The sequence below is a fragment of the Pseudalkalibacillus hwajinpoensis genome (assembly GCF_015234585.1).
GTDB lineage: Bacteria > Bacillota > Bacilli > Bacillales > Guptibacillaceae > Guptibacillus > Guptibacillus hwajinpoensis_B.
On the sequence record NZ_JADFCM010000008.1, the window covers coordinates 1,207,767 to 1,233,769 of the forward strand.

Here is a 26,003-nt window from a genome sequence, read left to right on the forward strand (position 1 = left end):
TGTATAATAGGTGTAGAGAAATTATGAGCTATGGAAACAAGGAAACACCTTGCTTCGGATAGAAGGGATGGTTACAAAATGAATGCAGAAATTATTGGAATCGGTTCAGAGTTACTACTTGGACAAATCGCCAACACAAATGCAAAATTCATCTCAACTCGTTTGGCTGATCTTGGTATTAATGTTTTTTACCATACAGCCGTCGGTGATAACAGTGAACGATTAAAACAAGTTATTGAAGTTGCAGAGTCTCGCTCTGATTTGTTGATTTTCACAGGTGGCCTTGGACCTACTAAAGATGATCTAACGAAAGAGACGATTGCTAGTACTTTAAATAAAAAATTAGTCTATAACGAAGAAGCAATGGAAAACATCCAGGATTACTATAAAAAAACGGGCGCTCCCATGTCAGAGAATAATCGCAAGCAAGCGCTCGTGTTAGACGGAGCTACAGTACTTCGTAACGACAATGGTATGGCCCGGGTATGGCTGTTACGGCTAACAACCACACATATATGCTTTTTCCAGGACCACCTAAAGAGCTCTATCCAATGTTCACGAACTATGCTGAACCCTATTTACTTGGTCAGTTGAAGCAAGGTGATACGATTGTATCCCGCGTGCTTCGATTCTTTGGCATTGGAGAGTCAAGGCTTGAAACAGAGCTAGAAGATCTGATTGATCAGCAAACGAACCCGACGATTGCCCCGCTAGCTGGGGAATGGGAAGTTACGCTTCGATTGACAGCTAAAGCCGACACTAAACAAGAAGCGGATAAGTTAATTGATGAAACAGAAAAATTAATTGATGCACGTGTAGGCTCCTATTTATATGGCTATGGAGAGACAACACTCGCAAAAGAAGTCTTCTCACTTCTTAGCGACCGTGATTGGTCTATATCAACAGCAGAAAGCCTTACAGGCGGTATGTTTAGTCAGGAAATAACGGATCTCCCTGGAGCGTCATCACTTTTCTATGGTGGGGTTGTGTGTTACTCTAACGAAGTAAAGCGCGAGATCGGCGTATCAAATGAGACACTAGAAGCATACGGTGCCGTAAGCGAACAATGTGCAATTGAACTCGCTAGAAGCGTAAAAGAGAGATATAAAACCGATGTCGGCATCAGTTTCACAGGTGTTGCAGGTCCAGATCCTAGTGAAGGGAAAGAACCTGGAACAGTGTTTATTGGTGTTGCAGCACCATCTGGTGAGAAAGTGGTCGCCCTCAATCTTGCAGGGAACCGTCATGCCATCCGTAAACGCACTGTGAATCATGGATTGAATACATTATTGAAGTTAGAAAGGTGAATAACGTACGTATGAAGAATTTTGAAGACTTTGCATTGTCAAATGAAGTTAGAAAAGCTGTGCTCGAACTTGGTTTCAAAGAAGCGACCCCGATTCAGGAGAAAGCACTTGAACCAATTTTAGAAGGTAGAGATATGATCGGTCAGGCACAGACCGGTACAGGAAAAACAGCTGCTTTTGGTATTCCTGTTATTGAAAAAGTGAAAAAAATCGGAGGACCTGAAGCCATCATTCTCACACCAACACGTGAGCTTGCTATGCAGGTTGCGACTGAGCTTCAGAAGCTTTCTAAATACAAAGGGTTAAATGTTCTTGCCGTTTACGGTGGGGAGCCAATCTATCATCAAATCCGTGCATTAAAGAGAGGCGTTAACATAGTTGTAGGAACACCAGGACGCATGCTCGATCACTTGAAACGTAAAACACTTCGCACAGATAACGTTCATACAGCTATTTTAGATGAAGCAGATGAAATGCTTGATATGGGCTTTATTGATGATATTGAACTAATTTTCAAGCAGCTGCCGGCTAATCGCCAGTCGCTCTTATTCTCAGCTACAATTCCTGCACCAATCCGTAAGCTCTCCAGCAAATATTTGAAGAATCCACTTACGATTTCCGTTTCTAAAGGAGATATAACAGCGGATACGGTAGAGCAGGTTTATTACAGAACATTTGAAAGTGATAAATTCGATACGCTTTGTCGCGTCATCGAAAGTGAAGACATTCGCCTCGGCATTATTTTTACCAAAACAAAAAAAGGGGCAGCTCAAGTAACAGAGTCATTGAAAAAGCGCGGCTATCGAGCAGAAGAACTTCACGGCGATTTAACGCAACAGCAGCGTTCGAAGGTAATGAATCTCTTTAGAAAATCTCAAGTGAATTTCCTTGTTGCAACAGATATCGCAGCTCGTGGAATTGACGTTGCTCACGTTAGTCACGTGATCAACTATGATATACCTGAGGACCCAGAACGCTATGTTCACCGTATTGGACGTACAGGTCGCGCTGGGAACAAAGGAATTGCGTTAACGCTCGTAACGCCTAAAGACATGCGTTTCCTTCAATCCATTGAATCAAAAATCAAATTGAACCTATCTGCTGAGCCGCTTCAGGATGAAACGGTTGATCTTGATAACATTGTAAAATCTGTTGAAAAGCAGTTGAAAAAGCAAAAGTCTGATTCGACTGCTCGTGAAACAACGGAGCTTCTTTTAGCTAAATATAACGCAGAAGATCTTGTTCAAGCTTTCCTTGAGAACGCCATTCAGCAGAAACAGAACACGACCCCTTCCGAATATAACTTTGGTGAAACAGGCGGTCAGAATGGAATGGTTCGTTTCTTCTTAAATGTAGGTCGTAATATTGATCTACATCCAAAGAAACTTTTAAGTGAGCTTTCTGTGATGGCTGGCGTTGATACAGAGTCTGTTGGCCGCATTGATATTTTTGAGAAATTCTCGTTCTTTGAAGTGCACGAAGACGTTGCACCATTCGTCTATGAAGCGCTTCGAGCTGGCGGTATTGATGGTAAATCAATCCACCTTGAACCAGCTAAACCACAAAAAAGCAGAGTATAAAATAGAACGATCAGCTTCACTACAGGGGCTGATCGTTCTTCTTTCTTTTTTTATCAAGTTATAATAATCGGGACGTGAAAAGTCAATAGGGTAGAAAACAAAAAAAGACGAATAAATGTTCGGTTTTCTATTGGCAAATCACCTAAAAAGAGATATGATAGTGATAGTTTAATAACGAGGAGGAATTCATTCGTGAGTGATCGTAAAGCTGCCTTAGATATGGCACTTAGACAAATAGAAAAACAATTCGGTAAAGGTTCAATCATGAAACTCGGCGAACAAGCTGAGCAAAGAGTCTCTACAGTATCAACTGGTTCACTGGCTCTTGATATTGCTCTTGGTGTGGGTGGTTATCCAAGAGGTCGTGTTATCGAAGTATACGGCCCGGAATCTTCTGGTAAAACAACAGTTGCCCTTCACGCTATCGCAGAAGTACAGCGTAACGGTGGGCAGGCTGCATTTATTGATGCTGAGCACGCTCTGGATCCGGTTTATGCAGAAAAGCTTGGTGTTAACATCGATGAGCTACTACTTTCTCAACCTGATACAGGAGAACAAGCCCTAGAAATTGCTGAAGCGCTCGTACGAAGCGGTGCAGTTGATATGGTTGTAGTTGACTCCGTAGCTGCTCTTGTACCAAAGGCAGAAATCGAAGGTGAAATGGGAGATGCACACGTTGGTCTGCAGGCGCGTTTAATGTCTCAAGCGCTTCGTAAGCTTTCAGGTGCGATTAATAAATCCAAAACTACCGCGGTCTTTATTAACCAGATTCGCGAAAAAGTTGGGGTTATGTTCGGGAACCCAGAAACAACTCCAGGCGGACGTGCGCTGAAGTTCTATTCATCTGTTCGATTAGAAGTTCGTCGTGCTGAAACGCTGAAGCAGGGTAACGATATGGTCGGTAACAAAACGCGTATTAAAGTTGTAAAGAACAAGGTCGCTCCGCCGTTTAAACAGGCAGAAGTTGACATTATGTACGGAGAAGGGATTTCCAAGCAAGGTGAGATCCTTGATATTGGTTCAAACCTTGAAATCGTTCAGAAGAGCGGCGCATGGTTCTCATTCGAAGGCGAACGTCTTGGGCAGGGCCGTGAAAATGCAAAGCAATTCTTGAAAGAAAACCCAGCAATGGAAGCTGAAATTGAAGGGCGTATTCGCGCTCATCACAATCTTGATGCAGATAAGCAGATAGATGAATCAGCTGCAGGTAAAGGCACGCTTCTACCTGAAGAAGAATAAGACGCTTGATAGAAAGTCGGTCATAATGGCCGGCTTTTTATCTACTTATATAGTCTTTCGATACGAAACTTTGTACTGACATAGAGAGCTGATTTTCCATGATCAGGCAGTGAATGACCGCTCAATCAAGGCATTTTCACTAAGAGTTCAAGGCGAAAAAAAGAGCAATAATGAGTAATTTGAAGGGATTTTGCCCTGATGTGCTCTCTTGACAACCTTTACTCTGAAAGATACAATATTAATTGTATAATTATAATTTTCTAGTAGAATTATACTTTATTCTTAACAGATGAAATGTGCTGGATTGAAATTTTGCAAGTTGTACTAAGAATTAACATGACAGCAAACCAACAAGTTGATAGCAGGAGGAGGTGAGTTCGATGGATATAGTGATCATCATCTCCACTATGCTGGTCTCTGCAGTCGTCGGAGCAGTTGTTGGATTTCTTGTTCGCAAAACGATTGCTGAAGCGAAAATCTCCAGTGCAGAAATGGAAGCGCAACGGATTATCAAAGAAGGTAAAAACGACGCTGAAGCTTTGAAGAAGGAAGCTATGCTTGAAGCGAAGGACGAGAATCATAATCTTCGTGTTGAAGCTGAGCGTGAAATTCGTGAACGCAGAAATGAGTTACAAAAACAAGAGAATCGTTTGGTACAAAAAGAAGAGGTCCTTGATCGCAAAAGTGAGACTCTTGACAAAAAAGAGGATTCCCTCGAAAGAAGAGAGGACTCTCTCACCAAAAAACAACGGCAAATTGAAGAGATGGAAGGCAAAGTGGAGGAGTTGCTTCAAGAGCAACAACACGAGCTTCAGCGAATTTCCGGTTTAACAAGGGAAGAAGCGAAGCAAATCATCTTCCGTGAAAGTGAGCAGGAGCTTGAGCATGAGCTGGCGCAGATGGTGAAAGAGCGCGAGAACTATGCGAAAGAAGAAGCTGATAAGAAAGCGAGAGAAGTACTTTCGCTTGCGATTCAGCGCTGTGCAGCGGATCATGTTGCAGAAACAACGGTTTCCGTTGTAAACCTGCCTAATGATGAGATGAAAGGTCGAATCATCGGTCGTGAAGGCCGAAACATTCGAACTCTTGAAACGTTAACGGGGATTGACTTGATTATCGATGATACACCTGAGGCAGTTATTCTGTCCGGTTTTGATCCGATACGAAGAGAAATTGCTCGTAATGCCCTGGATAAGCTCGTACAGGATGGAAGAATTCACCCTGCACGAATTGAAGAAATGGTTGAGAAATCACGCAGGGAAGTGGATGAATACATTCGCGAAGTTGGAGAACAATCCACATTTGAAATTGGAGTTCACGGACTCCACCCGGATCTCATTAAGATCCTGGGCCGTTTGAAATTCCGTACAAGTTATGGACAGAATGTCTTGAAACATTCCATGGAAGTTGCTTATCTAACGGGTCTTATGGCCGCAGAGCTTGGAGAAGACGTACAGTTAGCACGTCGCGCTGGTCTCCTTCATGACCTTGGTAAAGCGATTGACCACGAAGTCGAAGGTAGCCACGTTGAAATTGGCGTTGAGCTTGCGACGAAGTATAAAGAGCATCCGGTTGTTATAAATGCAATTGCATCTCACCATGGTGATACGGAAGCAACATCAGTAATTTCAACGCTTGTGGCAGCAGCCGATGCATTGTCAGCTGCACGTCCGGGAGCACGTCGTGAAACACTTGAGACGTATATTCGTCGTCTTGAGAAACTTGAGGAAATTTCAGAGTCGTTTGAAGGCGTTGAGAAATCATTCGCGATTCAAGCTGGCCGAGAAATCAGGATCATGGTTAAGCCTGATCTTGTTGATGACGTTTCATCATATCGTCTCGCACGAGAAATTACGAAGAAAATTGAAAATGAACTGGACTACCCTGGGCACATTAAGGTCACGGTCATCCGTGAAACAAGGGCAGTTGAGTATGCAAAATAAAGCGATGCCGCGTGCATCGCTTTATTTAATTTCACCTAAAACTTACGAATCATACTTTCTTTTGATAAACTGATAAAGAATGAACTAAGAGATTGGAGCATTATAATGAACATACTTTTTATTGGAGACGTTGTTGGCTCTCCCGGACGCAATATGATTTCTACTTATTTACCTCGCTTAAAGAAAAAATACAAACCTACTTTTACGATTGTGAATGGCGAGAATGCGGCAAGTGGTCGCGGCATTACAGAGAAAATCTATCGTGGCTTTCTTGAGTCAGGCGCTCAAGTCATTACGATGGGTAATCATACATGGGACAACCGTGAAATTTTTGAATTTATCGATCGTGCTCCTAAACTCGTTAGACCAGCTAACTTCCCAGAAGGAACGCCAGGAAACGGCTCAACGATTGTGAACATTAATGGTATTGAAGTAGGTGTCATTAACTTGCAGGGAAGAACGTTTCTTCCTGCAATGGATGATCCGTTCCGTAAAGCGGATGAACTCATTGAAGAGATGAGAAAAAGAACACCGGTCATTTTTGTTGATTTTCACGCAGAAACAACGAGCGAAAAACAGGCGATGGGCTGGTATCTTGATGGCAGAGTGACGGCAGTCGTTGGAACACATACTCACGTTCAAACAGCTGATGAGCGCATTTTGCCAGGTGGAACGGCTTATATGACCGATGCAGGAATGACAGGTCCTTACGATGGCATTCTTGGCATGGAGCGTGAAGCGGTAATTAAGAAGTTCCTTACGACAATGCCTGTAAGGTTTGAAGTGACAAAAGGTCGGGAACAACTTAGTGGGGTCTTTTTAACACTAGATCCAAAAACTGGTAAAGCAACAAAGATTCAACGGATTGCGATCAATGACGACCATCCATTCTATGATTAAAACGTTTTGAAAAGATGACGGAAACAGCAGGAATACAAGCTTCTTACAAGGAATATAGTCTAGAGTGGTAATGGATGATCAAATTAAGGAGGGGCTATAATGGATATATTAAAAGTTTCAGCAAAATCCAATCCTAATTCTGTAGCTGGTGCACTTGCGGGCGTCCTTCGGGAACGCGGTAATGCCGAGATTCAAGCGATTGGAGCAGGTGCATTAAATCAGGCTGTTAAAGCAGTAGCCATCGCAAGAGGGTTTGTAGCACCTAGTGGCGTTGACCTCATTTGTATCCCTGCTTTCACCGATATTTTAATTGATGGTGAAGAGCGTACCGCAATTAAGCTCATTGTAGAGCCTCGCTAAATCATTCCGTCAGAAAAACCTGTTTGTTTTTACAAACAGGTTTTTTATACTTTAATTTGAAACGCAGAAGAATGAAGGGGGATCTTAATGAATATAGTAGATGCACACTGTGACGTATTATGTAAAATGTGGTTAAATCCATCGCTTTCCTTTGAAAATGGGGAAGGACTCCATACAAACCTTGAGCAAATGAGAAGGGCAGGAGCAAAGCTACAGCTCTTTGCGATCTATGTTCCAGAAAGCGTGCCAGCTTCCGCTAAATTTGATTGTGCTCTTGAAATGGTTGAGATTTTCCATGAGAAGGTTATCAAGCCATATGAGGATGTTGTTGCGGTTTATTCCAAAAAAGAGGCAGAGCAGCTTCCTGATGGGAAAATAGGAGCGATGCTCACGTTAGAAGGCGTAGATGCAATAGGGAGTGAAGCAACAAGGCTTAAAACGCTCATTCGACTTGGTGTGCGATCGGTTGGATTAACGTGGAATTATGGGAATGCAACGGCAGACGGTATTCTTGAATCAAGGGGCGCAGGGTTAACTGATTTTGGAAGAAGCGTTGTCGATTTACATAACCAGCATCGGGTTTGGACGGATGTTTCGCATCTTTCAGTACGAGCATTTTGGGATGTGTTAGAGCAAGGGCGCTACGTCATCGCTTCTCACTCGAATGCCAAAGCCATTTGCACCCATCCAAGAAACTTGGATAATCAACAGTTATCGGCGCTAATTGAAAAGAATTCCTTGATCGGCGTGACGTTTGTGCCTAAGTTTCTACGAAATGACCGGAATGCAAGTGTTTCGGATATTATCCATCATATTGAACACATCTGTAGCCTCGGTGGCGCGGAGAATATCGGACTTGGCTCTGATTTTGATGGAATTGATCAAGTTCCGAAAGATTTAACATGCTACAGCGACTATCCTCGACTTATTGAGGAACTACATCGCTATTACAATGATGACCAAGTAAATGGGTTTTTAGGTGAAAACTTTATGGCTAGAATGCCTGAGTAAGTAAGAATTTAGTAATTGTGAGCTTCGTGAGCAGGGAATTATCATCCTATTTCGAACTAGTAATATAAGCAAGCGGTTTCAGGTACTAGATTAGAAAGGGTGGGACGTTATGATCGAACAACTTTCGTGGAAAGTTGGAGGACAGCAGGGTGAAGGAATAGATAGTACAGGAGAAATATTTGCGATTGCATTAAATCGACTTGGCTACTACTTGTATGGTTACCGGCATTTCTCGTCCCGTATCAAAGGCGGGCATACGAATAATAAGATCCGTGTTAGTACGAAAGAAGTTCGAGCGGTCTCAGATGACCTTGACATGCTTATTGCGTTTGATCAGGAAACAATTGATGTGAATGCTCATGAGCTTCATAGTAAAGGAATTATTATCGGTGATGCCAAATTCAAGCCAGTGAAGCCTGAGAATTGTCAGGCGACGCTCGTGATCATTCCCTTTACTGAAATCGCAACTGAACTAGGAACATCACTGATGAAGAATATGGTGGCAATTGGCGCAACAAGCGCTGCGCTAGGAATTGATACTGCGACGTATCAAGCTGTCGTGGAAGAAATATTTGGCCGTAAAGGCGAAAAAGTTGTGAACAATAACATGGAGGCGATTCAGCGTGGTGCTGATGCTTACATTGAATCGGTGGGTAATCGTGTTCAAACGCTTTCGTTAAAGAAAGCGGATGGAAAGCACCGAATGTTCATGATTGGAAATGATGCGATCGCGCTTGGTGCCCTGGCGGGAGGAGCAAGGTTAATGGCTGCATACCCAATTACGCCAGCATCAGAAATCATGGAATACTTAATTAAGAAGCTGCCAGAGTTTGGTGGGACGGTCGTGCAGACGGAAGATGAAATAGCGGCTGCAACGATGGCCATTGGTTCAAATTACGCAGGCGTTCGAACGTTAACCGCATCCGCAGGGCCAGGTTTATCCCTTATGATGGAGGCTATAGGCTTATCTGGTATTACTGAAACGCCTCTTGTGATCGTTGATACGCAGCGAGGGGGACCGAGTACGGGACTTCCTACTAAACAAGAACAGTCTGATTTACTGGCGATGATTTACGGCACGCATGGAGAAATTCCAAAGATTGTGATTGCGCCAAGTACTGTTGAAGAAGCATTTTATGATGCGATTGAAGCATTCAATCTTGCTGAGGAATATCAGTGTCCGGTCATTCTACTATCTGATCTTCAATTATCATTAGGAAAACAAAGTGTTGAGCCGCTCGATTACAATAAAATTAAGATTCGTCGAGGGAAGTTAAATGATGACGCAATCGCTGAGCGAGAAGATAAATCATATTTTAAACGCTTTGAAGTTACTGATGATGGGATATCCAATCGCGTGATTCCCGGAACGAAAAATGGTATTTTTCATGTCACAGGAGTAGAACATGATGAGACAGGAAAGCCATCTGAGGTTCCGCAGAATCGAAAAGATCAGATGGAGAAGAGGCTTCGTAAAATCAGCAATTTATCATTTCCACAGCCTATTTTTAAAGTGGAGCAGCATGAAGAGCCAGATGTGCTTCTGATTGGTTTTAATTCGACGAGAGGAAGTATTGAAGAAGTAATGCCAAGACTTGAAGCAGATGGATTAAAAGTAAACCACGCGCAAATCCGACTTGTCCATCCTTTCCCTGCAGATGAGCTTAGGCCAATGTTACAGGCTGCGAAGAAAGTGATTGTCATTGAACACAATGCGACTGGTCAGCTTGCAAGTCTCGTAAAAATGAATGTAGGTTATGGGGAGAAAATTGAAAGTCTATTGAAATACGATGGAAATCCATTTCTACCTGGAGACATCCACCAACAATGCAAGGAGATGTTAGCGAATGGCCACATTTAAAGATTTTCGGAATCAGGTAAAACCTAACTGGTGTCCTGGCTGTGGAGATTTCTCGGTTCAAGCGGCCATTCAGCGCGCGGCAGCAAATGTAGGTCTTGAACCAGATGATCTTGCTGTAATTTCCGGCATTGGTTGCTCTGGTCGTATAAGTGGGTATATTAACGCGTATGGCTTTCATGGGATACATGGCAGGTCCCTTCCTATTGCACAGGGCGTGAAGATGGCAAACCGAGAATTAACGGTTATTGCATCAGGCGGAGATGGGGACGGCTTCGCAATCGGTATGGGGCATACCATTCATGCGATGCGACGAAATATTGATATTACCTATATCGTGATGGACAATCAAATTTATGGCCTAACGAAAGGACAGACCTCTCCAACGAGTGCAGAAGGTTTTAAAACAAAAAGTACGCCTACAGGTTCCATTGAGTCCTCTTTATCAATTATGGAACTTGCGCTCTCAAGCGGCTGTGGCTTTGTGGCCCAAAGCTTTTCAACAGATTTAAAGGACCTTGTAGCAATCATTGAGCAAGGAATTCAACATAAAGGCTTCTCTTTAATTAACGTGTTTAGCCCGTGCGTTACGTTTAACAAAGTAAATACGTATGACTGGTTTAAACAGAACCTCATTAGCTTGAATGATATCGAAGGATATGATCCGAAAAATCGAATGATGGCGATGCAAACATTAATGGAGCACGACGGATTGGTTAAAGGTCTTATTTATCACAACCCTAATCGTCCTTCTTATCAAGAGTCCGTAAGAGGATATAGTGCAGATGCCTTATCCAAGCAGGAGCTATCGCTTCCAGAGGAGAAGTTTTCGGAATTAATGGCTGAATTTATGTAATACTAACATGAACCCTTCTGTGTAGAAGGGTTTTTTTTATGGGGATTTTGTCGTTATCCCATTCCATAAATAAAACTATAACTGTCCGCGTGTGGAGGACAGTTCATCTTTACGTGATAAATAATAAATGATAGTATAGTTGTGATAACAGTGATTAGAGAATGTTTTGAAAAAGTGAGGTGTACGCTGTGGAAGGAAAAATGAAGGCGATTGTAAAGCATGAACGTGCAAAGGGTGCTCAGCTACAAACCGTCGATATTCCTCAAATTAATGATAATGAAGTATTAATTCAAGTAAAAGCAACATCGATTTGCGGAACAGATGTACATATTTATACGTGGGATGAGTGGTCTCAGAGCCGAGTAAACCCTCCATATGTTTTTGGTCATGAATTTGCTGGGGTGGTTGTAGAAAAAGGTAAGAACGTAACTAACCTTGAGGTTGGAGATCATGTTTCAGCTGAAACTCACATTGTCTGCAATCAATGTCCACAATGTTTAACAGGGAAGTTTCATATTTGCGAAAATACGAAAATCATCGGTGTTGATACGGACGGCTGTTTTGCGGAATATGTGGCTCTTCCATCACAAAACATATGGAAAAATCCTGAGTCTCTTTCATTCGATGTCGCTTCTGTTCAAGAGCCAATGGGGAACGCAGTACATACTGTACTCGCTGGAGATGTAGCAGGAAAGACCGTAGCGATTATTGGCTGTGGACCAATCGGTATTATGGCTGTAGGTGTAGCGAAAGCCGCTGGCGCATCACAGGTCATTGCACTTGATCTAAATGACTATCGCCTTGATCTTGCGAAAGAAATGGGTGCAACAACCGTCATTAATTCACGAAATGAAGATCCTCTTCAAGTTGTGAAGGAGCTAACAAATGGCCATGGCGTTGACGTTGTATGCGAGATGTCAGGACATCCGATTGCAATGAACCAGGGCTTCAAAATGGTAACAAACGGTGGCCGCGTTTCTATTCTAAGTTTACCGGTGCGACCAGTTGAAATCGACGTGACAAATGACATTGTTTTCAAAGGGATTACCGTTCAAGGAATTACTGGAAGAAAAATGTTTGAAACATGGCGCCAGGTTTCTGGATTATTGCAGTCAGGTCAGGTAGATGTGGAGCCAATGATTACGCATCACTTCCCGCTTGAAGACTTTGAAAAAGGCTTCGAATTAATGATCGAGGGTAAATGTGGTAAGGTAGTATTACATCCATAAGGCTCAAATTGAGCCATTACATAATAATGAGGAGGCCGATCAATGAAAGGTTTTGAATATCTCCAAGAAGAGCTTGATCAAATGCAAGAGGAAGGCGTGTTTCGTAATTTAATTCCGCTTGAATCCGCTCAAGGGTCACGCGTTACGATTAAAGGAAAAAACGTCATTCAGCTGTCATCAAACAACTATCTCGGACTGACGGACCATCCGAAAATGAAACAAGCAGCGATTGAAGCAGTTGAAAAATACGGTGCAGGAACAGGTTCTGTTCGAACGATTGCAGGAACGCTTTCAATGCACGAACAGTTTGAAGAAAAGCTTGCTGAGTTCAAGCACACAGAAGCGGCGCTCGTTCTTCAATCAGGATTTGCAACGAATCAAGCAGTCCTTTCAGCGATCCTATCGAAAGAAGACGTCGTGATTTCTGATGAACTAAACCACGCTTCGATCATTGACGGCATTCGCTTAACAAAAGCGGGACGTCGTATTTACAAGCATACGGACATGGAAGACCTTGAGAACGCACTGAAAGAAACACAAGATTATCGTACACGTCTTGTTGTAACGGATGGTGTTTTCTCAATGGACGGAAACATTGCACCGCTAACTGAAATTGTCGAGCTTTGTGAAAAGTATGATGCGCTTGTGATGGTTGATGACGCGCACGCGAGTGGTGTACTTGGGGAGAACGGTCGCGGTACGGTTGACCACTTCGGCTTAAACGGACGCGTTCACATCCAAGTTGGTACGCTTAGTAAAGCAATTGGCGTTCTAGGTGGTTACATTGCAAGTACAAAAACACTTCGCGATTACCTGATCCATAAAGGTCGTCCATTCTTGTTTAGTACTTCTCATCCTCCAGCTGTAACAGCTGCTTGCTCAGCAGCAATCGACGTTCTTGTGGAAGAGCCAGAGTTAATCGAGAAGCTTTGGGATAACACGAAGTTCTTTAAAGCCGGCTTGAAAGAACTTGGTTTTGACACAGGCATTAGTGAGACACCAGTAACACCTGTCATCATTGGTGACGAAGCGCTCACACATAAATTCTCTGATAAACTATTTGAGAACGGCGTTTTTGCGCAGGGCATCGCGTTCCCTACCGTTGCTAAAGGAAAAGGCCGCGTTCGTACGATCGTAACGGCTCAACATTCAAAAGAAGATCTTCAAGAAGCACTAGATGCATTTGAAAAGTCTGGAAAAGAGCTTGGAATTTTATAAATGAAAGATGGAGGGGGAGCGATCCCTCTCTTTTTTTAGGATAATTTTGTACCCACATCTGCGTTAGTTCATCTATCCTGGGCTTTCTCCTTTTCCAGGTTTTATTGATTAAATACTCTGAACCCCTTATAATAAAGGAATGTCCATTAGTTACACATTTCTTAATTGACAATAAAGGATAACGTATAAAACGAAGCTTTTATAGAATTGATTTCTATTAGCGAGGTTTTTTCTAAGTTTAGGAGCATTATGCTCTTTTTCATAGCAGGGTCATCCTTTTTAATTAGAAAGGAGTCGAACGACATGAACGAACAACAGCGTCTGGATTCGCAAATCAATGTAAAGAAAACAGAGAAAACAACGGAAGATTTCGCGAAATATTTCCAGACAACGTACCAGGCACCTAACTTAAAAGATGCTAAGCGCAGAGGGAAAGAAAATGTAAACGTTCATTACGATTTTGAGATTCCAGAGAATATTAAAAACCTTGGGAAAGATAAAAAGTTTTTGATTCGTACGTACGGATGTCAAATGAATGAACACGATACAGAAGTAATGGCAGGAATTTTTGAAGAAATGGGATTTGAAGCTACAACGGAGGTCACAGAGGCGGATGTTGTTCTCCTAAATACGTGTGCGATTCGTGAAAACGCGGAAAACAAAGTATTTGGTGAGCTCGGTCATCTAAAACCGTTGAAAATGGAAAATCCCGATTTAATCATTGGCGTATGTGGGTGTATGTCACAGGAAGAATCTGTCGTAAACCGTATTATGCAAAAGCATCAATTTGTTGATTTAATCTTTGGAACACATAACATTCACCGTCTTCCAGAACTGATGGAGCAAGCTGTCTTCGGTAAAGAAATGGTAATGGAAGTATGGTCTAAAGAAGGTGACATTATTGAGAACCTTCCTAGAACGAGAAAAGGTGAAATCAAAGCATGGGTTAATATCATGTACGGCTGTGATAAATTCTGTACATATTGCATTGTTCCTTATACACGAGGGAAAGAAAGAAGCCGACGCCCTGAAGATATTATTCAAGAAGTACGCCATTTAGCTGCTAAAGGCTATAAAGAAGTGACGCTTCTCGGACAGAATGTAAACGCCTACGGGAAAGATTTAGAAGACATCGAGTATGGACTTGGTGATCTTATGAACGAGATTCATAAGATTGATATTCCTAGAGTTCGCTTTACGACGAGCCATCCACGTGACTTTGATGATCGTCTTGTGGAAGTGCTCGGTCAGGGCGGTAACTTAGTTGATCATATTCACCTTCCTGTTCAAAGTGGAAGCAATGAAGTTCTGAAATTAATGAACCGTCGCTACACACGTGAAACGTATTTAGAACTAGTTAGTAAGATTAAAAAGGTTATGCCTAACGCAACCTTTACAACGGATATCATCGTAGGGTTCCCTAATGAAACGGATGAGCAATTCGAAGAAACGATGGAGCTTGTGAAGGAAGTAGAGTATGACAGTGCGTATACGTTCATTTACTCTCAGCGTGATGGTACACCAGCTGCTAAAATGAAAGATACCGTCCCAATGGAAGTGAAGAAAGAACGCCTTCAGCGCTTGAATGCCCTTGTGAATGAAATGGCTGCCAAAAACAACGCTGTTTTTGAAGGACAGATCGTAGAAGTGCTTGTTGAAGGGGAAAGTAAGAAAAACGCAGACGTTCTTTCTGGCTATACGAGCAAGAACAAAGTTGTGAACTTTAGAGGTCCTAAATCGTTAGTTGGTCAAATTGTTCAGGTGAAAATCACAAAAGCAAAAACGTGGTCACTTGATGGAGAATACATCGAAAAAACGGCTGAGGTGAATGCATAATGATATCAAGAATGGAAGTAATTGCAAAAGCAAAAGATCTTGCGAAGCTCGTATCTGAAACAGAAGAAGTTGATTTCTTCAAACGTGCAGAAGAAAAGATTAACGAAAATAAAAAGGTTCAAAGTCTGATTGCTCGTATTAAACTAGAGCAAAAAGAAGCGGTTAATCTTCAGCACTACAGCAAGCATGAAGCATTGAAGGAGAAGGATGAGCGTATTGACAAACTCATGCAGCAGCTTGATGAAATTCCTGTCGTACAGGAATTCAAGCGCTCGCAGTCGGATGTGAATGACCTTCTTCAACTTGTGGCAAACACGATTTCTAACACGGTAACAGATGAAATTATCGAATCAACTGGTGGAAACGTACTTGAAGGAACTACTGGCTCAAGTCAGCAGGGACCTGGTTGTAAGTAATAGCTTCCATATCTTCATCATTTAATATGAATACAAAAGCCTTCCAATGGTTTATTGGAAGGCTTTTTTTGATAGGATTCAAACTATTTTTTGAAATATTCACTTATTATATTGGGTAATTATGTTAATGTAAACAAGGGAACTACATAACCTATTTTTCAGATCGAAAGAGTTCATCTGTTTTAAAGAGAGAAGGATAAATGGCGTTTACTCATCACATAACGAATGAAGTTCGAGCATTAATAGCTGAATCCTAGAGGAGGCAATGATTTGCGTATTTTTCATGTAAGTGAAGAAGACGATATTCAAGAATTTCACCCAAGGATTCCTACGCGTAAAGATCTTGACCAATCAATAGGACTTGTTTGGGCCGTTAACGAAATTTGTTTACCTAACTTTTTAACTCCTCGAAATTGTCCGCGCGTTTGCTTTCACGTCGGGCCAAATACTTCAGATGCAGATAAGCAAACATATCTATCTTCGAGTTGTCAGCATGTGATCGTCCTTGAAAATAGCTGGTTTGAAACGATGACTCGAACTAAACTCTATTTGTATGAGTTCGATGCGATGCATTTTAAGCTCCAAGATGAGAATGCCGGCTATTATGTAAGTGAAACCACTCAAGTTCCAAAGAATAAGATTGAGATTGATCACCCCATTCAGGAGCTATTCTGTCGTCAGGTAGAAGTAAGGTTTGTTGATCAGCTGTGGGATATCTATGATGAGATCCAACAAACAACGCTTCAGTGGTCCATGTGCCGAATGAGGTTTGCTCGTTCAAGAAATTAAAAAGAGAGGAGTAGTCAGATGGAGCTTGGTCATCCAATCGCTGCTGGAAATACAGCGAAAGTTTACATCGTTCAAGATAAAATTGTGAAAGTGTTTCGTGAAGACCTTCCAGAAGGAACCTCTTCCTATGAAGCTGAGAAGCAACGTTACGCCTCATCAAAAGGACTTCCGGTACCGAAAATCATTGAGGTAACGAAAATAGACGGTAGACAGGCAATCATGATGGAAAAAATCAGCGGTCGCACGTTAGGTGAGCTACTTTTAGAAAATAGGAATCTAGCACAGCACTATATGGAGATGTCCATTGACATTCAACAAAGGATTCATCAAATTAGCGCCGACTCGTTTGAACCGATGACCGAAAAGCTAACACGCCAAATAGGTGCAGCGGATCGATTAAGTCAATCTCAAAAAACAGCGTTACTCCTCAAATTGAGTGGAATGCCAGTTAAGAAGCAGCTTTGTCACGGTGATTTTCATCTATTTAATCTGATTATGGACGATCAAGTAACGATTATTGATTGGGTGGATGCTAGCGCTGGGGATAGCCGAGCAGATGTTTACAGAACGTATCTATTGTATACGCAATTTTCAAGCGAATTAGCGGAACTGTATTTACAGCTCTATTGCATAAAAAGTGGCTTATCAAAAGATGAAATCATGAAGTGGGCTCCGATTATTGCGGGGGCACGGTTATCAGAAGGAGTATTATCAGAAGACAGCGATCGTCTATTAGAGATTGTAGATAAGTTAAGAATGAGAGGATAAAACGCCTCTCAGGCTTAACTTATTTCTTTATATAATTTTCACATACCATACTTTTTTAAGAAAAATACGAAAAGGTTGTAAAGCATTGGACATTCGAGACATAGACTGATAGTGGAACAGCCTTTATATATAAGAAAACATTTATTTTATGGTGTTGGTCATGTTATTTCGTGTTGAAGTAAAAAAAGAGGAACACTGGTCGTTTGTCTTGCATAGGATGAGAATGAAGATTGGAAGAGGAGGTATGATCGATGTCAGAGGAATATAATTACAGAGAGATATTCGCCAAAGCGGTTTGCGGAAAAGGGCGTAAATTCACACAGGATACAAACACAGTAACACCAAACCATAAGCCTTCTAGTATTCTGGGTTGCTGGATTATTAACAATCAATTCACTGCGAAGAAGCGTGGTGACGTTGTACAGGTGGAAGGCTCTTATGACATTAATATCTGGTACTCTTACAGCCATAATACGAAAACAGAAGTCGTAACAGAAACAGTCAAATATCATGAAGAAATTCCTCTTCGCTACAAAGACAAAGACTGTGTTGCTGAAGAAGTGGTTGCAAAAGCGATACAGGAGCCTAACTGTCTCGAAGCTACTATTGCACCGAGCGGTCATAAGGTCATTGTTCAAGTGGAAAGAGAGTTTCTTGTAGAAGTGATTGGCGAAACGAAAATTTGCGTATACGTTAATCCGGATGGCTGCGGAGACGATGATGACGATTGGGATTATGATGTAGACGATGAAGAGTTTGAAGATTTGGATCCGAACTTTTTAATTGGTGATCTAGAGGAATAGTGCGTCCAGGGAGAAGCAATCCTTCTTCCTGGTTTTTATTTTGTCATTAAGAGCTTATAGAGTCTAACCGCCAATTTGTCGTTTCACCCCTTCGATTGAGACATAAAACGTCTCATTCTCAGGGATTCCAACGCCCTGCGGATTTAAACAGGCACACTCCGCTTTTCTTGTCTAGCTGCGTGTGCCAAATCCTTCGGTCGTTTCATCCCTTCGATTGAGACATAAAACGTCTCATTCTCAGGGATTCCAACGTCCTACGGATTTAAACAGGCACACTCTGCTTTTCTGATATGCTATACTGTTATTTGAATAGATTTAAGATTGGTGGAGAAGAAACATGGCTCGATATACCCCGATGATGGAACAATATTTACGGATTAAGGCAGAGTACCAGGATGCCTTTTTATTTTTTCGTTTAGGCGACTTTTATGAGATGTTCTTCGAGGATGCGATGCGCGCTTCGAAGGAATTGGAGATTACATTAACGAGCAGAGATGGTGGGGGAGAAGACCGCATTCCGATGTGTGGTGTGCCTTATCATGCTGCTGAAAACTATATATCACAGCTAGTGACAAAAGGTTATAAGATTGCGATTTGTGAACAAACAGAAGATCCGAAACAGGCGAAAGGCGTCGTTCGAAGAGAAGTCGTTCAGCTTATTACGCCAGGTACGGTGATGTCGGACCATTTAATTAAAGAAAAGGAAAATAACTACATTGTGGCCATCTCCGAATTTGATGATGAGACTTATGCGCTTGCGGCGAATGATTTAACGACAGGTGAATCGATGGCAACAATTTTAGCTGGCGATCATCATGAAGTAATCGGTGAGCTCTCGAATCTGGCCCCGCGCGAAGTCATTCTTGCGAGTGATAGTGAGGCACTTTCTACAGCGATTCAAGAGCGAATGACCGTTACCGTATCGATTGAAGATGATGTGACGATTCCAGAATCGCTGCAGAAGTTAAGTGACCATATCGATCAGCCGAAGCTTCTTCAGGTGTTTGGCCGACTTCTTCAATATTTGATTCGTACACAAAAGCGTTCGATGGATCATCTTCAGCCGCTTCGTCACTATCACGTTTCCCAATATATGAAACTTGATGTGAATTCCAAACGAAACCTCGAGCTAGTGGAGACGATTCGAGATAAAAAGCGGACAGGCTCTCTCGTCTGGTTCCTTGATAGTTCAGTAACAGCAATGGGCGGACGATTACTAAAGCAGTGGGTTGAGCGCCCGCTCTTACAGCAGCGAGAAATTGAGAAGCGACAGGAGCTTGTCGAGACGTTAATGAAGCAGTTCTTTGAACGTGAGACGATTCGTGAACAGCTTCAGGGCGTCTATGACCTTGAGCGACTTGCAGGGAAAGTGGCGTTTGGAAACCTAAACGCTCGTGATCTCGTACAGTTGAGAAAATCGCTAGAGAAAATTCCAGAAATCAAGCAGGCAGTGGGATCTCTTGATAACCCATATGCGAATGAGCTTGCGGAGGAAATCCTCCCATGTGATGATCTCGTTCAGCTTCTACAGGCAGCGATTGAAGATAACCCGCCTCTTTCTGTGAAAGAAGGGCAAATGATTCGAGACGGCTATCATGCGGATCTTGATAAATACCGCGATGCGAGTCGGAACGGCAAAGACTGGATTGCGGCCCTCCAAATGCAGGAGCGAGAGCGTACGGGGATTAAATCTCTTAAAATTGGCTACAACAAAGTATTTGGTTATTATATCGAAGTAACAAGATCAAACCTTCCGAACCTTCCAGAAGGTCGTTATGAGCGGAAACAGACGCTGTCTAATGCGGAGCGTTTTATTACCCCTGAACTAAAAGAGAAGGAAACGCTCATTTTGGAAGCGGAAGAAAAGATTGTTGATCTCGAATATAGCTTGTTTGCGAACTTGCGTGAAGAAGTGAAGACTTACATTCCTGAACTTCAGCAGCTTGCGAGGAAAATTAGTGAGCTCGACGTGCTTCAATCGTTCGCGGTTGTAAGTGAAGAAAATCGCTTCACTAAGCCAGTCTTCTCCAAAGAACGTAAAGTGGCTGTTGAAGGTGGACGTCACCCAGTCGTTGAGAAAATGTTAAAAGGCCGAGAGTATGTGGCAAACGACGTGATGATGGATCGCGATCGTGAAATCCTCTTAATTACAGGTCCTAACATGAGTGGTAAAAGTACGTACATGCGCCAGCTCGCCCTGATTTCGATCCTTGGGCAGATTGGTTGCTTCGTACCAGCGGAATCCGCTGTGCTCCCTGTATTTGATCAAATCTTTACGCGAATCGGTGCAGCAGATGACCTTGCAGCTGGTCAAAGTACGTTTATGGTGGAAATGCTTGAAGCGAACTACGCCATTACGCGTGCTACGCAAGATAGCTTGATATTACTTGATGAGATTGGTCGCGGAACGTCAACGTATGACGGCATGGCGCTTGCGCAGTCAATTATTGAATATGTGCATAGTGAAGTAAGAGCAAAGACACTGTTCTCAACGCACTATCATGAGCTAACAACGCTTGAAGAAGACCTTGATCGCGTAAAAAATGTTCACGTTAAAGCGGTTGAAGAGAAGGGGAGAGTTGTTTTCCTTCATCGCGTTCATGATGGATCCGCTGATAAAAGTTACGGTATTCACGTGGCGCAGCTTGCCAATTTACCTGATGCGCTCATTCAGCGTGCAGAAGCGATATTAGCTGAGTTTGAGGCAGAGCCTGGCGCTCCAAAAATCCCTGTAGAGAAAAAAGAAACGGTCGAAGTCAAAGAAGATGATGCGCAGCTTGCTTTCTTTGATCAAGCAGAGGAAAAGAAGAAGCCAGCACGATCGTCCGGTGAGAAAGCGATTCTAGATCGCTTGAAGTCTGTGGATATTATGGAAATGACGCCGATGGACGCGATCAATACACTATATGAATTAAAGAAGCAGTTAAAGTCGTAGAGAAAGGGTGAGGAAGATGGGGAAGATCGTACAGCTTGATGATCAGCTTTCAAACAAAATAGCTGCCGGTGAAGTGGTGGAAAGACCGGCCTCTGTTGTGAAGGAACTAGTGGAGAATGCAATTGATGCAGAAAGCAGTGAAATCACAATTGAAATTGAAGAGGGCGGTCTTTCCAAAATTCGCATCGTTGATAACGGAAGTGGAATGGATGAGGAAGATTGCAAGCTCGCTTTCTTCCGTCATGCGACGAGTAAAATCAAAAATGAACGGGACTTGTTTCAGATTGAAACGCTCGGCTTCCGCGGGGAAGCTCTTCCGAGTATTGCAGCGGTGTCTCACTTAGAGTTAAAAACCTCAACAGGAGAAGCGGCTGGAACGTATGTCAAAATTGAAGCGGGTAAAGTAGCGGAATTTAAAGCAACGGATAGTCGAAAAGGAACGGAAATGACCATCACGGGCTTATTCTACAATACACCAGCTCGCTTAAAACACATGAAAACCGTTCATACGGAGCTTGCGAATGTGGCTGACGTGATTAACCGTCAGGCAATGGCTCATCCGGATATTGCGTTTCGCTTCTTTCATAACGGGAAGAAGCTTCTGTCCACGACAGGAAATGGTGATCTGCTTCAAGTAATCGCAGCGATATATGGGTATAATACAGCACGCAAAATGCTTCCACTACAGGCAGAAACAATTGATTTTTCTGTCAGTGGCTATGCAGCGAAGCCAGAGTTAACACGTGCGTCAAGGCAGTATATCTCGCTTGTCATCAACGGGCGCTACATCAAGAACTTTACGATTACAAAAGGGATTCAGCAGGGATACCATACGCTTCTTCCGATCGGTCGTTATCCGATTGTCGTTCTTCATATTAAAATGAATCCAACGCTTATTGATGTAAACGTTCATCCATCCAAATTGGAAGCGCGCATTAGTAAGGAACAGGATCTCGCACTCGCGATTGAAAATGCGATTAAAGGCATTTTCAAGAAGATTGAACTCATCCCGGAGCAAGCTCCACCGAAGCAAAAGGAGCCTGAGACTGAGCAGCCAGCATTTCATTTTCAACATGAGGTTCGGAATAAAGAGCCTGAGGAAGTGCCGATTAGACGTGAATGGATTCCTGAAAGAAAAGTGGAGCATTCGGATGAACAGACCGAATCATTTCCTCAACCTTTTAGCGTGAAGGAAGAGATCCAAGCAGAGCATTATGAGCCGAGACCAAGTGACGCTTCAACACATTCTAGAGAACCAGAAACGCGGGACGAGCTAGAGATGGCGATGGACTACGTGAAGGAAACGAACAGTGATTCACGTATTCCTCCGCTTTATCCGATTGGTCAAATGCACGGAACGTATATCCTTGCTCAGAATGAGAATGGGCTGTATATTATTGATCAGCATGCGGCACAGGAGCGTATAAAGTATGAATTTTATCGTGAGAAAGTCGGCGAGATTGATCCGGTTGTACAGGAGCTTCTCGTTCCGATTACACTAGAATACAACACATCCGAGTCGGCGATTATTGATAGTCGAATTGATGACCTTGCGAAGGTTGGCGTTTTCTTAGAATCATTTGGACCGAATAGCTATATGGTCAGCGCTCATCCCGTTTGGTTCCCAAAAGGAGCTGAACAAAATACGATTGAAGAATTGATTCAGGAGGTCGTTGATAATCGTCGGATCGACGTGAAGAAGCTGCGTGAGGAAGCGGCGATTATGATGTCGTGTAAGAAATCCATTAAAGCGAACCGTCATTTACGTGATGATGAAGTGTTCACGCTTCTTGAAACGCTCAGGCAGTCCATTGATCCGTACACGTGTCCACACGGTCGTCCGATTATCATTCATTACTCCACGTATGAGATGGAGAAGATGTTTAAGAGAGTGATGTAACGAGCACAATGAGAAAAGAATGCAGGAAAGTGCGTGAGAATCATGAATAAAGAAAAACTAGTGACCGTTCTCGGTCCGACCGCCGTAGGGAAAACAAAGACGAGCATTGAGCTTGCGAAAGCGCTCGACGGTGAAATCATTAGCGGCGACTCGATGCAAATATACCGCGGTATGGATATCGGAACGGCGAAAGTAACAGAAGATGAAATGGAGGGCATCCCTCATTATCTCATTGATATTAAGCAGCCTACAGAAAGCTTTTCGGCAGCGGAATTTCAGAAGCTTGCAACGGAGCTTGTGACGGATATTAATCGTCGGGGGAAGGTACCCATTATCGCTGGTGGTACAGGCCTTTACGTGAAATCCGTTACTCATCAGTATGCTTTTTCCGAAGCTAAAGAAGACTCTGAGTATCGCGAGCAGCTTGAACAGATGGCTGATAAAGAAGGACCTATCGCATTTCATGAGCGCTTAAAAGACGTTGATCCTGTTAGCTATGAAACGATTCATCCAAACAATGTGAGAAGAGTGGTTCGAGCATTAGAAGTCTATCACGTGACGGGTGAACCAGTCTCTGCTTCTAAAGATGCGTTACCAGAACAGTCACCTTACAATCTTGTGAATGTGGGTCTTACGATGGATCGCGATGTCCTATATGAGCGCATTAATCAACGTGTCGATCTGATGGTAGAAGCAGGACTGCTTGAAGAAGCGCAACGTCTCTATGATGAAGGTGTACGGAACTGTCAATCTGTGCAGGCGATTGGTTACAAAGAAATCTATCGTTATTTGGAAGATCGCGTTTCGTTAGAAGATGCGATCATGGAGTTAAAACAGAATTCAAGAAGGTATGCGAAGCGTCAACTAACGTGGTTTCGCCACCAAATGGCGATGGACTGGTACGATATGACAGAACACCGCGAAGAAAAAATTCAAGAAATCTTGAAAGTTGTTGCAGGAAAGTTAGCAGATAGCTAGAACTGTAGTTAGGGAATGCCTTTAGAGAAAAAGAGGAGGACTGACAATGAAGCAGCAAATTAACATCCAGGATCAATTTCTAAACCAATTAAGAAAAGACAACGTTTTTGTAACGGTGTACCTGCTTAACGGATTCCAGCTGAAAGGGACGATCAAAGGATTTGATAATTTTACGATTATCCTTGAGTCCGATGGCAAGCAACAATTGATTTACAAACATGCGATTTCTACTTTCGCTCCACAGCGATCAGTTGAAATAAATTTTGAATCTGACAAGTAAACACAAAGGCCCTCGTTCTGATTGATGCAGGATGGGGGACTTTTTCATATTTAAAGGCTCTGTTAATTGAGCTAACAGAGCCTTTCGTTAAGATGAGATTTGCTTTTTCTCGATATAATCGAAGTACCGCTTCAGTGTTAGATCTGCCTTTAACCCAAACTGCATGCGAAGCTGATCAACTGAAAGATCATTTTCAATAGCTTTAATGACGCACGTTCGTCGCATATGCTGTGCGGATACGCCTTTTCGAAGTCCGGCTCTCTGTACTTCAAGGCGAATCATTTTCTGAACGGCGATTTCCGTTAACCGTTTAGGACGGTCGACTTCATAACTCCAGCGGTACGTTTGTCGCTGAAAGTCAAATGAGACGAAGAGCGGATCATCGCTATGAAGCCTCGGTCTCACAGGCGCTGGAATCGTGTGATAGTAATCGAATAAAATTTTCTTATGCTCCGGAGTAAGGTGGACCGTTCTTTTTCCTGAAGCGGAAGTGACACCGAGTTCATTTTGCTCAAAAGAGATGTCTTTCATCGATAGCGCGCATAGCTCTTGAAGCGTGAGGCCATAGTTTAGAAAGAGGCGTGCGATGATTAAGTTTCGGTCGATCAGAAATTCACGTGCTCTAAGCTGATTGTCCGTTAAATCAGTGAGAGATACAATCGTATCAAGGAGCTTTTGTGATTCTTCCTCCTGAAGAAAGTCGGTCTCGATATAGCCTCCGTCACAATTCGTTGGCAGGACGACTTCTTTCATAGGATTGGTCTTAGTTCGATTTAATGACATATAATAGCGATATACTTGATTCAATACAGTCATGATTCTTTTTAACGTTCGTTCGGAATAGTGGCGTTCCAGATGCAGGTAGCGAATGTATTCCTGTAGCTGTTCCGTCGTCAGATTGCGAAAGTTTTCGAAATCTACCTTGCGATGGATGGTTCGATACCAGACGGTGAAATCGACAAGGTCATAGCGATAGCGCCTTAGTGTAGATGCCTTGCGTCCCTTCCGTTCGAGTGACTGAAGATACTCTTCCAAGAAGTCTGGAAGTGGCTGATTGAAAAGCTCCATTCGATAATCACCTCTCATTTTGTTCCATTATAACAAAATCTTTGAACATTCTGTTTTACAAAGGGTTACATGTTTTTGGGATTATTGGAAATACTATTGATAACCAAATCGAAAAGGAGCGGTTAGACATGGCCTTTTTTTCAAAACAGCAGCAAGAGCCTATTCCAGAAGTAGATACAGACGTCTGGTCTTGTTCGGGTGGAGATTGTGCTGGCTGGATGCGAGCTGATTACTCGTTCTCTGATACACCAGCATGTCCGTTATGTGGCGCTGAAATGATGAGTGAAGTTCGAAACCTCCCAGAAATCAAATGACAATGGAGGCAACACATGAATAAAATTGTCGAGAAAATCATGGATAAAGCAGAGCAGATTGTTAGTGTGACGAAAGCGGCAGGAAAAGGAAAACACGTTGCTTCCATGCAGCGCTTTTATGAAGTCTTTACTGATCTTCCGGAAGTGCAGAAGAAGGAGATCACTTATTTACGAAGTCGTTTTGTTTTATATACGCTAAGTGAAGGCGATATATTCATGAAGATGCTCGAACGCTCAGATCGCCACGTGCTTGAAATCGATGTCGTCGAGAGCGGTGAAGTCCTTACACACTACAGGTCCTATGACGCGAAGAAGGGCGAACCGAAAATTAATATTCCTGAATCCTTTGTTGAAAGGATCGGGATTAGTTAAACACTCGAAAAGAGTGTTTTTCTTTTGGGCGTTTGTCACGGAT

At 42.7% G+C, this 26,003-nt stretch carries 22 protein-coding genes and 1 pseudogene; 22 read left to right on the forward strand and 1 reads right to left on the reverse strand.

Annotated features, from left to right (window positions below):
- The first annotated feature begins 78 nt into the window (after positions 1–78).
- From IQ283_RS17910 to hfq, 20 genes and pseudogenes are all read left to right on the forward strand, one after another.
- Positions 79–1,307 (forward strand): annotated as a pseudogene (locus IQ283_RS17910) (competence/damage-inducible protein A).
- A gap of 11 nt (positions 1,308–1,318) precedes the next feature.
- Complete coding sequence (locus IQ283_RS17915) at positions 1,319–2,887, forward strand: DEAD/DEAH box helicase (RefSeq protein ID WP_194221456.1); 1,569 nt, start codon at positions 1,319–1,321, stop codon at positions 2,885–2,887.
- Between the two features lie 192 nt (positions 2,888–3,079).
- On the forward strand, positions 3,080–4,126 hold the full coding sequence (recA, locus tag IQ283_RS17920; RefSeq protein WP_194221457.1) for a recombinase RecA: 1,047 nt from the start codon (positions 3,080–3,082) through the stop codon (positions 4,124–4,126).
- 380 nt (positions 4,127–4,506) lie between these two features.
- Complete coding sequence (gene rny / locus IQ283_RS17925; RefSeq protein ID WP_194221458.1) at positions 4,507–6,069, forward strand: ribonuclease Y; 1,563 nt, start codon at positions 4,507–4,509, stop codon at positions 6,067–6,069.
- A 105-nt stretch (positions 6,070–6,174) separates the two neighbouring features.
- The gene (locus IQ283_RS17930) at positions 6,175–6,969 is read left to right on the forward strand and encodes a TIGR00282 family metallophosphoesterase (protein ID WP_194221459.1); all 795 of its coding nucleotides are present in this window, start codon (positions 6,175–6,177) and stop codon (positions 6,967–6,969) included.
- Between the two features lie 99 nt (positions 6,970–7,068).
- Entirely contained in the window at positions 7,069–7,329 is a 261-nt protein-coding gene (spoVS, locus tag IQ283_RS17935) for a stage V sporulation protein SpoVS (protein WP_044391806.1), read from the forward strand.
- 87 nt (positions 7,330–7,416) lie between these two features.
- Complete coding sequence (locus tag IQ283_RS17940) at positions 7,417–8,340, forward strand: dipeptidase (protein ID WP_194221460.1); 924 nt, start codon at positions 7,417–7,419, stop codon at positions 8,338–8,340.
- Between the two features lie 109 nt (positions 8,341–8,449).
- Positions 8,450–10,201: a 2-oxoacid:acceptor oxidoreductase subunit alpha gene (locus IQ283_RS17945; protein WP_194221461.1), complete on the forward strand. Its 1,752-nt coding sequence runs from the start codon at positions 8,450–8,452 to the stop codon at positions 10,199–10,201.
- Complete coding sequence (locus IQ283_RS17950) at positions 10,188–11,054, forward strand: 2-oxoacid:ferredoxin oxidoreductase subunit beta (protein WP_194221462.1); 867 nt, start codon at positions 10,188–10,190, stop codon at positions 11,052–11,054. Before IQ283_RS17945 ends, IQ283_RS17950 begins: the two co-directional genes overlap by 14 nt.
- Positions 11,055–11,242: 188 nt before the next feature.
- A complete protein-coding gene (gene tdh / locus IQ283_RS17955) occupies positions 11,243–12,283 on the forward strand; it encodes an L-threonine 3-dehydrogenase (RefSeq protein WP_194221463.1) in 1,041 nt (346 codons plus the stop codon).
- 42 nt (positions 12,284–12,325) lie between these two features.
- Positions 12,326–13,501, forward strand: a complete 1,176-nt coding sequence (locus IQ283_RS17960) for a glycine C-acetyltransferase (protein ID WP_194221464.1) — start codon at positions 12,326–12,328, stop codon at positions 13,499–13,501.
- A gap of 303 nt (positions 13,502–13,804) precedes the next feature.
- A complete protein-coding gene (gene miaB, locus IQ283_RS17965; RefSeq protein ID WP_194221465.1) occupies positions 13,805–15,337 on the forward strand; it encodes a tRNA (N6-isopentenyl adenosine(37)-C2)-methylthiotransferase MiaB in 1,533 nt (510 codons plus the stop codon).
- Entirely contained in the window at positions 15,337–15,753 is a 417-nt protein-coding gene (locus IQ283_RS17970; RefSeq protein ID WP_194221466.1) for a RicAFT regulatory complex protein RicA family protein, read from the forward strand. The genes miaB and IQ283_RS17970 overlap by 1 nt, the downstream gene beginning before the upstream one ends.
- Before the next feature lie 270 nt (positions 15,754–16,023).
- Entirely contained in the window at positions 16,024–16,542 is a 519-nt protein-coding gene (locus IQ283_RS17975) for a DUF6886 family protein (RefSeq protein WP_194221467.1), read from the forward strand.
- Between the two features lie 18 nt (positions 16,543–16,560).
- Positions 16,561–17,310: a phosphotransferase family protein gene (locus IQ283_RS17980; RefSeq protein WP_194221468.1), complete on the forward strand. Its 750-nt coding sequence runs from the start codon at positions 16,561–16,563 to the stop codon at positions 17,308–17,310.
- A 251-nt stretch (positions 17,311–17,561) separates the two neighbouring features.
- Positions 17,562–18,113: an outer spore coat protein CotE gene (locus IQ283_RS17985; RefSeq protein ID WP_194221469.1), complete on the forward strand. Its 552-nt coding sequence runs from the start codon at positions 17,562–17,564 to the stop codon at positions 18,111–18,113.
- A 337-nt stretch (positions 18,114–18,450) separates the two neighbouring features.
- Positions 18,451–21,048: a DNA mismatch repair protein MutS gene (gene mutS, locus IQ283_RS17990; RefSeq protein ID WP_194221470.1), complete on the forward strand. Its 2,598-nt coding sequence runs from the start codon at positions 18,451–18,453 to the stop codon at positions 21,046–21,048.
- A 16-nt stretch (positions 21,049–21,064) separates the two neighbouring features.
- Positions 21,065–22,948 (forward strand): DNA mismatch repair endonuclease MutL, encoded by a 1,884-nt coding sequence (mutL, locus tag IQ283_RS17995; RefSeq protein WP_194221471.1) that lies wholly within the window; start codon positions 21,065–21,067, stop codon positions 22,946–22,948.
- Between the two features lie 42 nt (positions 22,949–22,990).
- The gene (miaA, locus tag IQ283_RS18000) at positions 22,991–23,926 is read left to right on the forward strand and encodes a tRNA (adenosine(37)-N6)-dimethylallyltransferase MiaA (RefSeq protein ID WP_194221472.1); all 936 of its coding nucleotides are present in this window, start codon (positions 22,991–22,993) and stop codon (positions 23,924–23,926) included.
- Between the two features lie 46 nt (positions 23,927–23,972).
- The gene (gene hfq, locus IQ283_RS18005) at positions 23,973–24,206 is read left to right on the forward strand and encodes an RNA chaperone Hfq (RefSeq protein ID WP_048309744.1); all 234 of its coding nucleotides are present in this window, start codon (positions 23,973–23,975) and stop codon (positions 24,204–24,206) included.
- A gap of 87 nt (positions 24,207–24,293) precedes the next feature.
- Here the strand turns inward: hfq and IQ283_RS18010 are convergent, their stop codons facing one another.
- Positions 24,294–25,274: a tyrosine-type recombinase/integrase gene (locus IQ283_RS18010; protein ID WP_194221473.1), complete on the reverse strand. Its 981-nt coding sequence runs from the start codon at positions 25,272–25,274 to the stop codon at positions 24,294–24,296.
- Positions 25,275–25,402: 128 nt separating this feature from the next.
- On the opposite strand from IQ283_RS18010, the gene IQ283_RS18015 reads away from it, so the two are divergent.
- Positions 25,403–25,588 (forward strand): cold-shock protein, encoded by a 186-nt coding sequence (locus IQ283_RS18015; RefSeq protein WP_048309742.1) that lies wholly within the window; start codon positions 25,403–25,405, stop codon positions 25,586–25,588.
- Between the two features lie 15 nt (positions 25,589–25,603).
- Positions 25,604–25,960 carry a hypothetical protein gene (locus IQ283_RS18020; protein ID WP_194221474.1) on the forward strand — a complete coding sequence of 119 codons (357 nt, stop codon included), beginning with the start codon at positions 25,604–25,606 and terminating at the stop codon, positions 25,958–25,960.
- Positions 25,961–26,003 lie beyond the last annotated feature (43 nt).

Bases quoted from the DNA above. Each gene is read 5' to 3' on its own strand.
- IQ283_RS17970 (WP_194221466.1), top strand. From the start codon at position 15,337: ATGATATCAAGAATGGAAGTAATTGCAAAAGCAAAAGATCTTGCGAAG.
- spoVS (WP_044391806.1), top strand. From the start codon at position 7,069: ATGGATATATTAAAAGTTTCAGCAAAATCCAATCCTAATTCTGTAGCT.
- IQ283_RS18020 (WP_194221474.1), top strand. From the start codon at position 25,604: ATGAATAAAATTGTCGAGAAAATCATGGATAAAGCAGAGCAGATTGTT.
- rny (WP_194221458.1), top strand. From the start codon at position 4,507: ATGGATATAGTGATCATCATCTCCACTATGCTGGTCTCTGCAGTCGTC.
- IQ283_RS17950 (WP_194221462.1), top strand. From the start codon at position 10,188: ATGGCCACATTTAAAGATTTTCGGAATCAGGTAAAACCTAACTGGTGT.
- hfq (WP_048309744.1), top strand. From the start codon at position 23,973: ATGAAGCAGCAAATTAACATCCAGGATCAATTTCTAAACCAATTAAGA.
- IQ283_RS17980 (WP_194221468.1), top strand. From the start codon at position 16,561: ATGGAGCTTGGTCATCCAATCGCTGCTGGAAATACAGCGAAAGTTTAC.
- IQ283_RS18015 (WP_048309742.1), top strand. From the start codon at position 25,403: ATGGCCTTTTTTTCAAAACAGCAGCAAGAGCCTATTCCAGAAGTAGAT.
- IQ283_RS18010 (WP_194221473.1), bottom strand. From the start codon at position 25,274: ATGGAGCTTTTCAATCAGCCACTTCCAGACTTCTTGGAAGAGTATCTT.
- IQ283_RS17960 (WP_194221464.1), top strand. From the start codon at position 12,326: ATGAAAGGTTTTGAATATCTCCAAGAAGAGCTTGATCAAATGCAAGAG.
- mutS (WP_194221470.1), top strand. From the start codon at position 18,451: ATGGCTCGATATACCCCGATGATGGAACAATATTTACGGATTAAGGCA.
- IQ283_RS17930 (WP_194221459.1), top strand. From the start codon at position 6,175: ATGAACATACTTTTTATTGGAGACGTTGTTGGCTCTCCCGGACGCAAT.
- IQ283_RS17915 (WP_194221456.1), top strand. From the start codon at position 1,319: ATGAAGAATTTTGAAGACTTTGCATTGTCAAATGAAGTTAGAAAAGCT.
- miaA (WP_194221472.1), top strand. From the start codon at position 22,991: ATGAATAAAGAAAAACTAGTGACCGTTCTCGGTCCGACCGCCGTAGGG.
- mutL (WP_194221471.1), top strand. From the start codon at position 21,065: ATGGGGAAGATCGTACAGCTTGATGATCAGCTTTCAAACAAAATAGCT.
- IQ283_RS17985 (WP_194221469.1), top strand. From the start codon at position 17,562: ATGTCAGAGGAATATAATTACAGAGAGATATTCGCCAAAGCGGTTTGC.
- IQ283_RS17945 (WP_194221461.1), top strand. From the start codon at position 8,450: ATGATCGAACAACTTTCGTGGAAAGTTGGAGGACAGCAGGGTGAAGGA.
- miaB (WP_194221465.1), top strand. From the start codon at position 13,805: ATGAACGAACAACAGCGTCTGGATTCGCAAATCAATGTAAAGAAAACA.
- IQ283_RS17940 (WP_194221460.1), top strand. From the start codon at position 7,417: ATGAATATAGTAGATGCACACTGTGACGTATTATGTAAAATGTGGTTA.